The 15,662-nt window shown below is 69.7% G+C and carries 1 protein-coding gene (running past one end of the window); it reads right to left on the reverse strand.

The window, feature by feature from the left end:
* Positions 1 to 15,662, reverse strand: partial view of a sugar transferase gene (locus OG804_RS08275; protein WP_328395550.1) — the 3' end only. The gene runs 16,801 nt beyond the window's last position; the window shows 15,662 of its 32,463 coding nt (coding positions 16,802–32,463); its start codon lies beyond the right edge, outside the window; the stop codon is at positions 1 to 3.

The raw sequence follows: 15,662 nt of genomic DNA on the forward strand, positions 1-15,662 counted from the left end.
TTACGGTTCCCGGATCGAACCGACCCCGTGGCGGCCCGCGCCAGGACTCATCCCGCCGATGACGCCCGGATCCCCGACATAGCGGGCGCCGGCCTCGGCCAGCCACGGCGCCAATGCCCTCGAATAGAACTCCGGTAGGGCAGGCGCCACCCGGGCAGCGTCCGGACCCAGATCCACATTCGTGATGCGGGCCGTGAGAGCCCCGTTCTCGCGGGCCAGTACCAAGGTGAACTTTCCGGGCTTCCCACCGACAAGATTGACCCGCAGGATCACCGACACCTGGTCGACGGTCGCGATTTTCCCGACCATGTCGATCCAGAAATCGTCACCGAAGCCGCTGAACACCTGCGCGGCGTCCGGGCCGCCCTGATCGATGAATCCGCCGAGATCCGGGTTGATGACACTGGACTTCCACAACCCGTGCTGGCCTCGCTCACCGAATTCGACCGGCGCGAGGTTCACCCCCTTCGCTCGGAGCGCATATCTGATCTGAGCGGCGAACTTCGGGTTCTCCGATGCCGTGCCGAATACCCAACTGCCGGAGGAGATCTCTTTTATCTCGCCCTCGACGCATTTCCAGAATCCGAGGCCGATCGGGCCCTGCTCCGGGTCGTCGTACTCGCTGTACACCATCGAGTGATCGATCTCGGGGTCGCCCGCGATCCGGATGTCGAGCGTGTTCGCGTCGATCAGGAAAATATCGCCTTCACCAGTGGTGTTGTAGAGATCGCCGTTCCAGTCGTAGAAAAGCCCTCCCTCCACAGTGACCCGCCGAACTCCGTGATGGCGCTTACCCTCCGGGCGGATCACTGCCGGATGGTCCGGCCGCGCCACCTCGTAGATGCCCCGATCGGCAGCACCGGCGATCCCTCCGGGCTGCGCCCCGTCGCCAGCGGCGACATCCGCCCGTTCGGACGACTGTCCGGCGCCGCGCGCGAATCCACCGCCGTCCGCGTTCAGTTGCGCGAGCCTCTGTATCCGGTTCTGCCCCCGCGTCGGCGCGGGACCGCGATCCCACAGGTCACCGCTGCCGTCCCAGCGTGCGTCGGGGTCGGGGACGCCCATGGTCCAGTTGAGCGCTGCGGGGCGGCGCGGAGCGGATGCCTCGTACGCTGATTCACCGGTCGGTGACGCCACGGTGGGGCGGCCGCCCGGCTGTTCCCCACCGTGTGCAGAAAGGCGCTGGTTGTGGGTGACCAGCCGCGTCCCGTCCGTGCGGGACCTCATCCGGGTCACCGGGTAGATGAAGCCCGCCGCACGATCCGCCGCGCCCCGGATCAACCTCCCGAGCCAGCCGGCCGCTCCCCCGAGGGTCGGCCGCGCGATATCGCGCACTCGCGCGGCCGCTGCGTCGGGTAGCAGCCCGACTGATCCGTCGGCGATATCCTTCCCGGTTCCCAGCACCAGGTCCGTGCCCTCTCGCACGACGGTACTGAGCAGGTAACGGTCGACGACCTTCATCATGTATTCCTCACCCGCCCGGCTGCCCATCCTCGACCAGATGAACGCGGCCAGATACCGAGCGCGCAGATATTCGTCGCTCTGCGGGGTGAGCGCCCGGCAGCCCGGGAAATGCAGGGCAGACCACAGATCGTCCTTCAGGAACCGATTCCAGTTCGCGTACTCCTCGGGGGTGAGCACCTTGCGCATTCTCGCGTGGTCGTCGCCCAGCAGCGGCCGGCCCGAGTAGTACTGCATCTTGCCGAACAGGATCGATACCAGCTGCGGCAATTCGTCGAGCGAGGTCGCGGCCAGAAATTTCGTCCACCGGGAGATCCGGTCTCGGCTCTGCAGGCTGCTGGCCCGCTGCGGTGAATTCTCCGGCAGCGTACGCAATTTCCAGACTGAGATGGTCCGGCCGTCGCTGGTGATCTTCTGCTGCTTCACGAAGAGCGACTGCCGGCTGATCTTGCCGTTGTGTACCAGCTGATCTATCGACAGGCCGGTCACGGCCAGCAAGGCGAGCGCGGCGTAGACGGGAGCACGCGCGACGACCCGCCGCATCTCGAGGGCGTCCTTATCCGTGAACTCCTCCGCGAAATCCGTCTCGCGCAATTTATCGATGCCCCGCGAGAAGGACAAGGAGACCATCTTCCCCAGCCGGCGCGGACCCATCCTGCGCAGTTCCGCGTTCGAGAGCTCCAGCGCGCGCAGGTCCTCGACGACCTGGGAGAACAAGGCGTCGAACCAGATCCCACGCTTACTGACCCAGTCGGCGCCGAACGGCTCCCCCGGCTCCCCCCTCGGCAGATCCTCCAGATAGGCGAAGGCAGGATCGATCGCGATGAGTTCTTCGATGGCCGCGTCCACCTCGGCCCAGTATTCCGTTCCGCCTTCCGGCGCAGAGTGCGCGGCCGGAGACTCCGCGGACGTCCGGCCGGGCGACAATTCTGCGGCTCCGAGCGCCGCGGCAGTAGGTTTCTCCGAGTCGGGCTCCACGTAGGCGGACACACCGTCCGGAGACGGCAGTTCGGACGCAGGTAGTCCGCGGCCGCTCTGCTGGTCGGATGGTACTGCCGACACTTCCCCGGAGCCCTCCGGCGGGAGCGGCGATCCACCGGCCTCGGACGGCAGGCCGCCGATCGGCCCCGCCGGGGCGGAGTGGCCGCGAACTTCTGCGCGGTCGCGATTTTCGTCGAAGGCGGTCTCGGGCCGGCCGTCGGTGCCGATGATGATGCCGTGCACCTGGGTGATCGGCCAGCCGGCTCGTTCGCGCAGCCATGTGGTGTATCCCCGCTTACTGCTCCAGGTCCTGGTCTCGCCGTCGATCTTCTCGGTCACCACCACCGTGCCGTCGGCGGTTCGCTCGATCGAAAACGCATGCGCCCCGGCGTCACCGAACACCATGGCGCCCGCGATGAATCCGGCTTCGCCGTCCTGGACCATGCGCAACGCCGTCGCCAGCCCGCCGGCGCCGAACCCGCCCTCATGCCACTCCGCGCCCAGCGTCCGGGCGATCTCGTCCTCCCGGACACCGTGGGTCTTGACGTCCGGGCTGTCCAAGAGCGCCGGCCCCGGCGGCAGGCTGCCGGTCAGTCGTTCGATGAACTTCCGGCCCTTGTCGGTCACCGCCGGGGCGCAGTTCATCCGGCCGCGCAGCTTTTCCGGAATCCCCGCGGCGGCCGGGCGCTCATATCCGGCGGCGGTGGAGCGTCGAATCGCTCGCTGCGGCGCGCGGTCGCCGGGATCGGTGTCCAGCAAGGTAGCCAGCCGGTCGATCGCACGCTGCCGCAGTTTCGTGACCGTCCTGACCTCGCCGCCCAGTTCAGCGGCGATCTCGGGGTCCGACCAGCCCAGCAGGAACAGTCGCACCGCGGTCGCCGAGTCGGGAGCCAGCAGCGCAAGGCAGTCCAGGAAATCGTCGGGATCGTCGCTCAATGCCTCGATCACCCGGAGGCCCGCCGCACCGCGCGGCTGCCACACCCAGAGACCGGCGAGGCCGGCCACGAAGTGCGCCGCCGCACTGTCCTGGAGTTCGCGGACCTGGCTTTCGGACAAGCTCAGCTCGGCGGCGGTCTCGGTAACGGTGAGCCCCTGAAAGAGTCGCCGTTCCATGACCTGCGCGCGTTTATCGTGCAGCGCGCGCATCTCGTCCCGCAGCCGCTGCTCGTCCACCTCGGCACGCGATTCGAGCATGCCCCATGCCTCCTCGGCCGTGACGTAGCCGGCCTTGGGCGCGGCACCGAACAGTTCGACCGCCCAGGCGACCGCGCGGTCGCGCAGTTCCGTGACCGGCCGTGCCCGCAGCTCGAACAACCTCTGGATGGCGCGGCGCCGGAGCTGGGAGATCTCGGAGGGGTCGCGGAACAGCTCGGCCGCGACATCCTTGTCGAGCGCCCCTTGCAGATACCGCTCGATGAGGGTCTTGTCGACCGAAGACAGCTGCGCGAGCAGCCCTTGGACGCCTGCGGCATCGCGGCGCAGCGCCGACACCAGGTTCAGTTCGTCGTCCACCGGTAGCCGGAACTCGCCGAGCAGGTCGGCCAGCAGTGCCAGCGCACGGGCTTCGCCGACCTCGACCCGGTGCTCGCTGACGCCCAATTCGACGGCTGTCCCGGCGCCCGATGAGCCCCACAGAACGCGTCGCCGAATAATTTTGCGCGCCTGCGCATCCGGCAACTTCCGCATGGCGTCCCGTAACGCCGCCGGGTCGACCCGATGGACGGCCAGGACCAGAATCCGGGCGTCGTCCAGGTCGGCCCACACGGCTCCTGGCTCGGCGCCGGGGAACTCGATGGATTGCCCGACCGCGCGGTGTCGCAGCGCGGCGACGACCGCGTCGACGGGGTTCGCGGCAAAGCCCGCGGGGTCTGCCGCCCGCGCCGCCGCGATCAGCGCGGTCGCTTCCGAAGAGATGACATCCGCCGCGGGGTCGTCGACGAGGTCCTCGTCCACGTCATCGAGCCGGTCCGCGACCAGTTCGCTGGGATCGACGTCGGAGAACAGCTCCTGGACGGCACGGCGTCGCTGCTGCGGAATCTTGGTGGGGTGCAGCTCGAGCCCGTCCGCGATTTCGCTGCTCGAACGCCCCGTCAGATACCCCTCGATGACGGTCCGCTCCACCGCGGGGAGCCGGTCCAGCAGGTTTCGCAATTCTCCGGGGCCCCGACGCAACGCCGTCACCAGCGAGATGTCCTCATCGGAGCGGGGCACCCGGAATCCGGCGACGCGGGTGGCCACCTTCGCCAGCGCCCGGGCCTCGTGGGCCCCGACCTCCTCTTCGGTGATGCCCAACTCGGCAGCGGTCTCGGCGACCGACCGCCCCCACCGTATCCGCCGACGGGCGACCTTGTCGTTCACCGTGTCTCTTGCCAGTGCGAGCATCGCCGAGCTCAGCAGCTTCGGCGCGACCACGTCCAACGCCGCCGCCAGGCTCTTCGCCTCCGCCGGGGTGATCCACGCGACGCCGGACTCGATCCCCAGTGCGGCGGAAGCACGGGCGGCGCGGTCCCAGAGCGTCGAGATGATCGCATCGGCCAGGTCCTCGCCGGAGGCTGCGCTGTCCGCGGAGAGCGCGTCCGCGATCAGCTCAGCGGTGTCCCGATCGACGGTGTACTCCCGCTTGGTCTCCATGACCGGCGCCGCGGCCGCGGCGAGCAGCTCGACCGCCCGGCGGATCGCGGCGCCCCGTCGCATTCTGATCTCCCCGCGGTCGCGACCGGTCTCGAAGGCGACCTGGTGCGACGTCCGCGCCTGCAGGAACGACGCGAGATCTCCTTGTTCCTCGGCCGTCAACGACGCCATCGCACCCCGGAAATCCGCCGGGCTCTCGTTGCGCGCGGCGACGACGGCCGCGGCCGCGCTGAACAATCCTGGGATCGCCCGGCGGTCGGCCCACAGCGCGGCCAGCTCGGGATGTTCGGCCGCGGTGACAGCCGCGGTGAAGGCGGCCACCAGGCGCTGCTCTCTGCCGCGGTAGACATTCACCGCCTGACCGATGTCCGCGGCGACATCCACATCCGATTCCCCGTCACGGAACCGCCGCAGCAGCAACTGTTGCTCATCTGGATCGAATCGCCGGAGAGCGGCGTTCAGCTTCTCCTCGTTCGCCGCGGCCAGTTCGGTCGCTTCCAGTCTGCCCACGCCACCCCGGGCGGTATACAACGCGGCCAGGATCTCACGACGGAACCGTCGCACCCGCATTTCGTTCGATTGCGGGTCGGGGATCGTGTACCGCGACGTGCGGACAGCGAAGTCGTCGATCGCGCGCGGCCGCAAATCGGGCCCTTCCCAGCCGGGCAGCGGCACGGCGTGGCCGGTTCTGTCCAGAAACAGCGCCTTCTGCCCGGGGCCGCCCGGGGAATCTCGACCCGGCGCGAAATTCGCGCGGAGCTCACCTTTTCCGGGGTCGCGCAGCTCGACCCGTACCGCGCCGTCCGGGCCGACTCGCCGCACCAGCCAGCGGACGTGCTGCGACTCGGGGTCGAAGACCAGCACCGCGACACCGTCGCCCGCGCCTCCCGGGATGCCCTTGTCCGGATCCGGATCGGAAATCTCCGGATCGTCCAGCCGGGCGCCCCAGTCTTTCAACCGGGTGACCGCCTCGCCGACTCCGCCCAGCCAGTCCGCCCGACCGCCGATCCGCGCCTCGATCTCGCTGACCAGCATGCCGGCCAGTGGATCGGCCGGGCTGATATCGAGATCCGCACGACCGAACACTTCCCGAACGTCGCCCAGAACCATGGGGCCGCACTGGTTCGCCAGGTTCGGCCGGTCCGCCGCGACATACTCGGCCAGTCCGTCCTCGACGAGCGCGATCGGCTCCGAAACCGGACCCGGCTGCCCGACGAGGGCTTTCACCTTCCTCCACCAACGCTGCAGCAGCCCTTCCGCATCGGTCGGCGCGGAAGTCGTCATCATCCGGTCCAACGCGGCTCGCTGCTTCAGCCAGGACACATAGATCTGTGCGGCCTCGACTCCATTGCCGGTGATCGCGTGCCAGGCCGCGATCCGAGCCGGATCGGTGAAGGCCGTCGCCGCGGAAAGTCCGGCCACCGCCCCCTCCGGAAATGCTTCCCCCGGCCGCAGCCGGCCCCACCGGTTGGCGGCATGGAACCCGTAGGGAGGCAGCTGCCCGCGCCAGCGGAGGAACGCGAGCGATTCGCGCCATGGCGCGGACTCGCCGGTCATCGGGACAGCGCCTTCTTCCCGATAGATCCCGAAGGACTGGCGCAATACTTCCGCGAACGTGCGCGCGGGCAATTGCTTGCGCGCGCCATCGCCCACATGCTCGAGTTCGTGCCGCAAGACCCTGCGGACGTATGGCCCCGGCACGCGCACGTCGCCGAGCTTCCGCTGCTCGGCCTGCTGCATTTCGATCACCCACCCGCGATCGGTGACCGCCCTCCTGTCGACGACGACTACACGATGGCCGCCATGGAATGTGAGGCCCGCCGTGGATTCGACCCTCGTCTGCCGGAATCGGTCGGCGATATCAAGGAAAATGAGGTCCCGGAGGTCGTACCGGCCGTTGTGCGCGGCTATCCAGTCCCGGAGCTCCTGATCGGCGGCTTCCAGGTATTCGAGATCGGCCCCCTCCCAGCCGTGCAACCGGATGTGGTGGTCGTCGTACAGCGCGTGGACCACCCGGAGCCGGGCATCGGTCGGATCCGTATCGGAGCTCGGCTCGACCGAGGGGACCGCGGGACGCGGTTCGACGAAGTCGGCCCAGAGTTCCGGCCACGATTCCGCGGTCCACCGAGTGGCCGACGCCAGCAAGGTCGCCATCTGCGGATCAGCCATCACACCGGAGTCGACGGTGTTCTCGGTATCGAAGTAGGGCTCCCCGTTCTTGAAGACCTCGACCGAGATGTGCAGGACTCGGAAGCCGGCCTCGTCGGTGGACAAGCGCAGCGTCGTGCCCACCGTCCACGCATCATCGCGGAGGTCCGGATCCGCCGCTTCCAGATGGCGCAGCGCCTTCGTCGTAGCCTGACGCACCATTCCGGTCGCCGCGTCGATCTGCGCCTGGTCTCGCCACCCCGATGCCCGCAGCTGGTCACCCAGCGCACGAGCGGCCGCCGCCACATGCTCGGCCTGGCCCGGCAGGAACTCCAATCGCAGATCCGGGGCGATCAGCCTGGATTGCGCTCGCAGACTCCGCATCCCGGTGACGAGATCGGTCGGCTCGGCGAACCCGTGGACACCGACATGTCTCGCTGTCGGGCCGGCCCGGTGCGCAGCGAGCCGCTGTTCCAGCTCACGAACGGTCGCCCTGGCGTGCTGATGCCGCCACGTGAGCTCCCGCAACTCCCTGTCCTGCCGATGCGGATCCTCCCGATCCAGCTCCGCCGCGTACCGATTCGAGAACAGCTCGGTCAGATCCGCGGTGCGCGACGTCACGGCCGACCGCAGCTGGGTAGCGGTCACCGACCACACCCGCGCCGCGTCGGCCGCTCGCAGCGCCAACCGATAGTGCTCACGCGCGAGGTTCGGCTCGGCGAAAATCAGCTCGGCAGCCCGGCCGATCATCCTCTCGATAGCGTGATAGCGCTCGACCACCTCACGGAGCAACAGCCCATTGCGGGAGCTGGTCGAGGACCACGGCCCCTGTTCGAACCGGGTCAGCGCCGCCTCGTACCGCAGCGGCGACCACAAATCCGCTTCGTGCACGGGCAGGGCGCTCGCCAGCCGCGCCACCTCCGCCGCGGCCGCGCTCTGTTCGACGATCAGGGTCGAATATCCCCGGGCCGACATGGCGTCGTGGTCGGCGGGAGGTGCGGTGCGGGTGCCGGGGCCGCGCGGTTGCCCCGGGAGGCCGCGGATCGGGCCGCGCGGAGCGTCGCCGCGCTCGATCAGGACGGTCCGGTCCGTGCCCGGGATGTACTTCTGTTCCCACCTTCCCCTGCGGTCGAGGACGATTCCGTGCACCGCGGTGACGCCCAGCCGGCCGCGCTGATGCAGCCACATCGCGATCTGGGCGGCACCGGTCCAGGTGCGGTTGCGGCCGTGGGCGCGTTCGAAGACCACTATCTCGCCGCCAACCTTCTTCACTCCGAAAGCGTGGTCGCCGGCCGGTCCGAACGTCATCGCCCCGGCGACGGCCCCGCCGTGCACCCGCACATGTTCGACGACTTCTTCCAGCGAGCGGAACCGATTGTCACCGGTGCGCCATTCGCCGCCCAGCGCGCGCACGAACGCTTCCTCGGTCACTCCGCCCACCGCGTCGTCGGTCACCAGACCCGCGCCGTGCCACACGCCGCCCACCTGTTCGACGAAATCCTCGATGAACGACACCACCGGCGGGGCGCAGTCTCCGAGCACCGTCCGCCGCTGCGGCCGTCGATGGAGCGCGCGGCCGTCGAGAAGCATTCCCGAGCGGTGATAGACGGGAACAGCCTTGCCCTGCCTGTCGATCACGATGAGTTCCCGCAGACCGGCGACGCCGGAACCGTGGTTCAGCAGTTGTGTCACGACTCCGAGATCGAGGGTGCTGTCGCCCAGATGCACGATGAGCCGGCCGCCCGGGTTTCCGGCTACCGTGGCCTGGATCGTGCCCAGCAGCCGTTTCGGAGTGAGATCGTAGTCCGGTGCGTAGAAGTTGAATCTCCGGCCCTCGATCTGCAGGTCAGAGTTCTGTCGGCGCCCCCGGACCGGGGGATTCTGCACGACCTTGTACCCGGCCTCGGCCAGCGCCTCGACCGACTCGTCCTCCCACCGATACTTGCGTCGGTAGCCGGGGATCGTGTAATCGCGAGGTCGGGGCGGCGGCAGTAGCTCCATGTTCGCGGCCGTATCGACGAGATCGCCGGTGGGCGCGACGGGAAGTTCGACGTCCACCGGGTCGGCCGAATCCGCCCGGCTCCGCGGATCCGGGCTCGCCGGGCCCGGGTCGGTCAGCACCGGTGCGTCCACAACCGGATAGAGGCGGATGACATCGTGGTACTGGTCGATCACGATGACTTCCCGCAGGTTCGGAACGCCCGGATCCCCGCGCAGCAACGAAGCCAGGGCAGCGAGGTCGACGACGCTGTCGGCCAGGTTCACCACCACCCGGTCCGTCTGTCCCGCACCGACCTTCTCCGCGATCCCGCCGAGCACACTGTCGGCCGAGTCCGATGACGGCGAGTAGACGTCGAACACCAAGCCCTCGACCAGCAGGTCGGGATTCTTCTGCGTGCCCGGCACGGCGGGGTTCTGGTCGACCCGGAAACCGACCCGGGCCAGGATCTCGGCCGACTCGTTCTCCAACGCCAACCGGTGTTCGTTGGCCGCGTCTGTGTTCAGGTGGGCCAGGGTCGTTTCACCGGATGGCCGGGCACGAGCGTTGATGGGGCCGGACGGCTCGGTATACGCCGTGTTCGGGGGCGCCGCGGGGACCGGCGTCAGCGAGACATCCGGTTCGACGCCGACCGCCGCGCGGTCCACATCCACCCGGGCGCCGATCCGGACCATCCCGTAGTCGCGACCCGGCACCGCCCGGGAACGCCCGTCGGCGTCCAGCGCCCGTGCCGGCCCGGCCACCCCGAGCGCCATGCCGGAGGTCCGGGCCACGCGGGCAGGCCGCGCCCACTGGTCGAAGGGGATATCGCTGCCGTTCTCGTGCACCACGACGCTGCCGTCGGCCAGCTTCTTCACGCTCACCGCGTGGGCGCCGACGACGTCCGGGCCCATTTCGGCAAAGCCCTCGAACTCCATGACCATGATCACGGCGCCGCCGTTGGCCTCGACATGGTCGCGAACCGCATCGATGGACTCGAAACCGTTCGGCTCCCAGTCCGCGCCCACCAACCAGGCGGCTTCCCGCGCGTCGACGCCCTGCGGGCCCGCGACGTACCCGGCCAGCTGCCGCGGCGGCGGGTAGCCCACAGCGGCCCAGGCGTCCTGGGCCGCCTCCGGCAGACAGTTCAGATGCGCGGTCCCGTCGGCCGGGCGCTGATACCCGGCCTGCGCGTGGTCGCCGTCGTGGGCGAGCTCGGCTCCGGCTTCCTGCGCCAATGCGGCATTCAATGCCGCGCCGAGCCGATGGCTTTCCGCCGGATCCCCGCGTAGGCGGGCCGCCTGCCATTGCCCGGCCAGTAGGTCGAGCTGCCGGGCCCGCGTGTACAGCCGGCCTACGTGTTCGGTGCGCCGTTGATACTCCTGCCCGAGCCTCTGCAGTTCGTGCAGTCGACCCCGGCGTGCGGGCTCGACGTCGGTTCCGGCGAGCAGTTCGCGCAGCCCGCCCAGTGCGTCCGGGGCGCCCCGCAGCGCCGACGCGTCGTCGGGATACCACTTCAGGTGCTCGCCGAGAACCTCGTCGAACGCCGCCTGCGCGATATGCCGGCTCGAATCCGCGCGGCGCAGCGCGGTATGCAATGCGTCGATACCGCTGACCCACACCTCGGCCGCACTGTTCCGCGTATCGCTCTCCGCGTCGATACGCTGCCCGGTCCAGGCCGCCAGGCGCTTCCCCGGCGGTGCGACCTCGTCGCGGAGCCGGGCCAACTCGGCGCCCAGGGCAGTGCGGGCGGTCCGGTTGTGCACAGCCGCGCGACCCAGCACCGATTCCAGGATCTTCTGGAACGAGTTGGCGTGTTCCGACCAATCCTTGTCGCGCCGCGCGATCTCGTCGATCATCCGGTCCAGCTGCCGGTACTTCTCATAATCCCGTGCCAGAACCGCCTTTTCCGGGTCAGGATCCGACATCCGGCGCGTCAGCGTCTCAGCCGACCAGAGCACTGGATCTTCATCGAGCAGGGCCAGTCCCATGCGCGCGTCGGCGAGCATGTCCCGCACGTGCTGAACGGCCCGCGGGCCGAAGCGCGGATGCTCCGGGTCGACACCGTATTCGGCAAGGGGATCCGGTTGCCCGGAGCTCTCCGGGGGCACAGGCTTCCGGCTCTGCACCTCGTGCAGTTGATCGACCACGCCCGACAGCCTGTCGACCTGCGCAGCCAGCCGACGGAATTCCCCCACGCTCTGGGGGTCCCCCTGGAAACGCGCGTAGGCGTCGCCAAGCGTCTCTTCCACTAGATCGAGCGCTCGGGCCCGCTGGGTGCGCAACTGGATCTCCGATCCCAGCCGCATCAGCGTGTCGTACCAGCGGAACTCCGCTTCCGCGGCCCGCACCTCCTCCGAGACCTCCGGCCGCGCCCGCAGATCCGCCAATTCGCCGTGCATCTTCAGGTCGACCTGCAAGCTGAAGTCGTCGAGCCCCGCCAGATCGGCGAAGAAGCCTCTCGCGGTCTGGTACTTCGTCGTCCACTCGCTCCACGTGTCGGAAGCCCTGTCCAGAAACGCCGCCGCGACCGTATCTGCCTCTGCCACACCGCGTTCCGCGAAATGGCGGGCTACCGCGGCACGCAGCCGCCGCACTTCGCGATTGTCGCTGCGGCGCAGGGCGAGCAGCGACTCCGGCAGTCCGCTGAGCGGGAGGGCATCGGTTGGTTCGAAGGCGACCGGATCCGGCGCGCTGGGCTTCGACGGCTTGTCGGCGACCGCCGGGACGACGACCACAGCGGGCGGCTCGGCGACCCGGACCGGCAGCGGCTGCTGGTTCGCGGCCCGGCTGTCCAGGGCCTTGCTGTCCCGATAGAACCCGATCCGGTCGGCGTACGCCGCCAATGCCTCGTCGGCCAGCACCCGGCGCACCAGGGCGATACCGTCACCGTGCACGATGATCCGGACCATCGGCGCCGACCCCGACCCCGGCTCCGCGTCCAGGACGCGGGCGAGTTCGGCGGCCAGCCCCGCCGGGTCGTCCCCCTGCCAGACCAGCGACGCCACCAGTAGTTCCCCGTCGGAAGCGGCCGCCTGGTGGCGGTCGACGGCCCGCTGCAGGCCCGCCGCCAGCTGCTGCGGGGTGGGCTCACCGACCAGCACGTGCACATCGATCTGTTCGGCCCCCGCACTCGGCCCGATCTCGACCAGCGCGGTCCGGGAAGTCAGCGACAGTACCTGCAGGGTCCGCGCGTCGGGCAGTTGATTCGCCGAGCGGGCGGCGCGGTCGAGCGCCGCGGCGATGGACTCGAGGCGCGCGAGCTCGAGTTGCGCTGCGGGTGCTGCGGCCGCAGCGCGCTCCCGAGCCCTGCGCAGGTCGTCGGCGAGCTGTGTCATGGTCGCACGATGGCGCTCACGCGGCGAACCGTCCTCGATGCGACCGGCCGCGGCCAGCACGTTCCAGGCTCGCTCGGCCCGGACATCATCGACCTCGGCGGCCAACGGGTACATCTCGAGTGCGGTCCGCACCACGTCGCCACCGCTGCCTTCACCCACCAACCGGACGATGGGCCTGCCCGCCGCAGGATCGCGGAAGATCCGGACCGCATTCGTGGCCGCCAGGTGCTGCGCCAACGCTGTCGCGTCCGCGCGTTCGTGCCGGTCGAGGACGGCGGCCCAACTGTCGGGCGGGTCGACGGTGTCGTCGTAACCGACCAGCGCGACCATCGCCACGCTGCCGCCCGAATTCTGTGGGTCAGTGACGTAATCGGCGAGGTACTCGGCGGCGGCGTGCACGCCGTAGGAGATTTCCCGGGACCCCACTGTGTCTGCCACGTACCAGATCACCGTGTCCGCGGTGTCGATATCACCGAACGCGATCTGGATCCCGCCGCGGCCACCCGCCACGGCCTCGGCGCCGTCCGCATCGATATCGGGCCGGTGACCGAAAGACAGCAGCCGCACCGGCGCAGCGTCGATTCCGGACCGTACGTCCTCGGCCGCCGACATCGCGACCCGCACCGCGTCGAGCAGCACCAGCCGCCGCAACCCCTCGGCGTCGAGGTCCTCGCCGACCCGGGCGCTGAGCGCGTCGAACTCCTCCTCCCGGACCTGTTGGTTCAGCTCATGGCGTGTCTGCGCCGGCACACCGTCGGCCGATCCCAGGTACGCCCGATACTCCTTGCCCCGCAACGCGGCGAGCGCGGCGTCATCCTGCGACAGAGCGGCATTGACCACGCCTCGACGGCGTGCGGCCGACACTACGTCGCCCACCGGGCCGTCGGCGGGATGCAGCAGGTCTGCGACCTGCGCTATTCCGGCCCGCTGCAACGCAGCCCGGCCGGGGTCGGGCGGCGGCGAACGGGCGCCGTCCATCCGGGCGCCGATATCCGCGATCGGGAAGTCCTTGCCCGCGACGCGCCGCGACGGCTGACCTTCGGTGAGCTCGTGTTCGGCGATGCCGTAGCGGTCGTACACGATCCCGTACACGCCGACCACGCCCCGCGGCTGCGTCTTCCGCCATTCGTCGTAGGTAGTCGACTCACCCGCCTCGTGCACCATCACGACGCCGCCGACCACGGTGAAGGTCACGGCATGCGCGCCGACCACGCCGCGACGCTGGAACCCGTCGAAGGCCAGCGCCCCGATCACCACGCCGCCATTGGCCAGCAGATGATCACGGATCGCTTCGGTGTCCGGGAACCCTCCCTCGTGCCAGTCGGCGCGCAGACTCGTCGCCCCGTCCGCACCCCACACACCGTTCATGCCGAACACATCGCGGTCCGGAAGCGGATCGGCGTGCACCCGAGACTGGTTGCCCGCCGCCCGCCGCAGGTTGCGCACCCAGGCCAGCGCCACGTCTCGCGCGTCCGCGAAACAGTTGTTCGCGCCCCCTTCCACCCGGTGCGACACCGCGTGCGCCGCCAGGCCTTGACCGGGAACGGCTTCGCCGACACCGACGGAGTAGCCGGAAAGGGCGGCATCGTCGCGCGCGCGACGCAACTCGGCGACCTCGCGGCCGTGGCCGATCAGCGTGATACCGGGGCCGGGCCGGTCGCCGGCCCGCGTGTCCACCAGAGCGGCGATATCGCCGGCCAGGGTGGGACCCGGGGCCCGCCACACTATCGATGCCGTCGGCACCCGGCCCGACGCGACATCGTCGACCGCGAAGGCCGCACCCTGGAGCAGACGTTCGGGGCTCGAACCCCATTCCAGCGCATGCACGGTCACGTGTTCCGCGGCGTCGAGATCGCCGACCACCATGAGGGTGCCGCTGGTGCCCAGCAGGCGCACCGCGGGGTGACCCGGCACCTGCGCGGCCCCGCGCTCGGCGGCGGCGAACATGTCCATCCGGCCGTCGAGCTCGTCCATCATCAGCTGTGCCGATTCGTCTACCGGACCCGATAGGGCCGCCAGCTGGTTCCGTCGGCGCAACAGCGCGATCTGCATCGCCTCGTGCCGCGCGGCCACCGGAAACCCGGGGGTATCGGCGACCTGTTCGGGAGTGGCCTGGATCAGCGCTCGATGCGAGCCGGGCACCGAACGCCACCGGGCCGCGAAATCACCGGCCGACCTCGCCTGTTGCCGTAGCCATCCCCAGATGTCCGCGGCCTTCGACTCCTGCTCGGCGCTGAATCCGGGATCGGCCGCGAGCATCGGTCGCGGGCGCGCGGCCGCCGAATCCACCCCGCCGCGATGCGCGTTGATCCGCTGGTCCAGTGCGCGAAGCCGGTTGCTCGCCCGGCGATAACGACGTGTCTGCGCTGCCAGCTGCCGCCGGTCCGGATCCGGCAGCCTTCCCAGCGCACTCCCGAACCGGGACGATTTCAATTTCTCCACAGTACGATTCGGCAACCCCAGCCGCCGAGCCCGGGTGTGCAGCTCGGCCAGCGCGGCATCCCGCTCGGCGACCAGAGCCGCGTGGCCACGCCGTAATCCCACCGGAACAGGCTGAGCGGGCCGAGGCGTCGGGCCGGGCCGGGCGGACGCGGGTGGGAACTGCGCCATGGCGACAGTGTCGTTGTCCCCCCCACCGTCGTCCAACGCCTGGTCGATCACCTCGAGCACGGCCCCGTGCAGGTCACCCGGATGACGGCGGACGATCGCCGCGAACCCCTGGGCATCCGGCCGCTCACCCCAGGCCCCGTCGGTGCTCACCATCACCACGCGCGGACCCGCCACCGTGATCGTCCTGGTGTACACGCGGTTCGCCGGCGGTCCGCCGCCCTCGCCGCCGCCGAGCCAATGGTCGATCCCGTGTGCGCGCGGGTTCTGCAATGCCGTGAGCTCGGCCATCTGCGGGGACATGCCCTGGCGGATGTGATACGCGGTCAACGCGGGGACAATCGAATGGTCACTGGTCACCAACTCGGAATCGAGACCCTCCGGATCGAGCAGGTACACCCGGCTGTCGCCGACCCAGCCGACGGTGATCCGCGTCGACTCCACCAGCGCTATCGCGATCGTGCAGGCGGGCGGATCCGTGGCACCCGCGTACTCGCGCCCCGCCAACTCGACCAGCG

It is taken from the genome of Nocardia sp. NBC_00416 (assembly GCF_036032445.1).
Taxonomy (GTDB): Bacteria; Actinomycetota; Actinomycetes; order Mycobacteriales; family Mycobacteriaceae; genus Nocardia.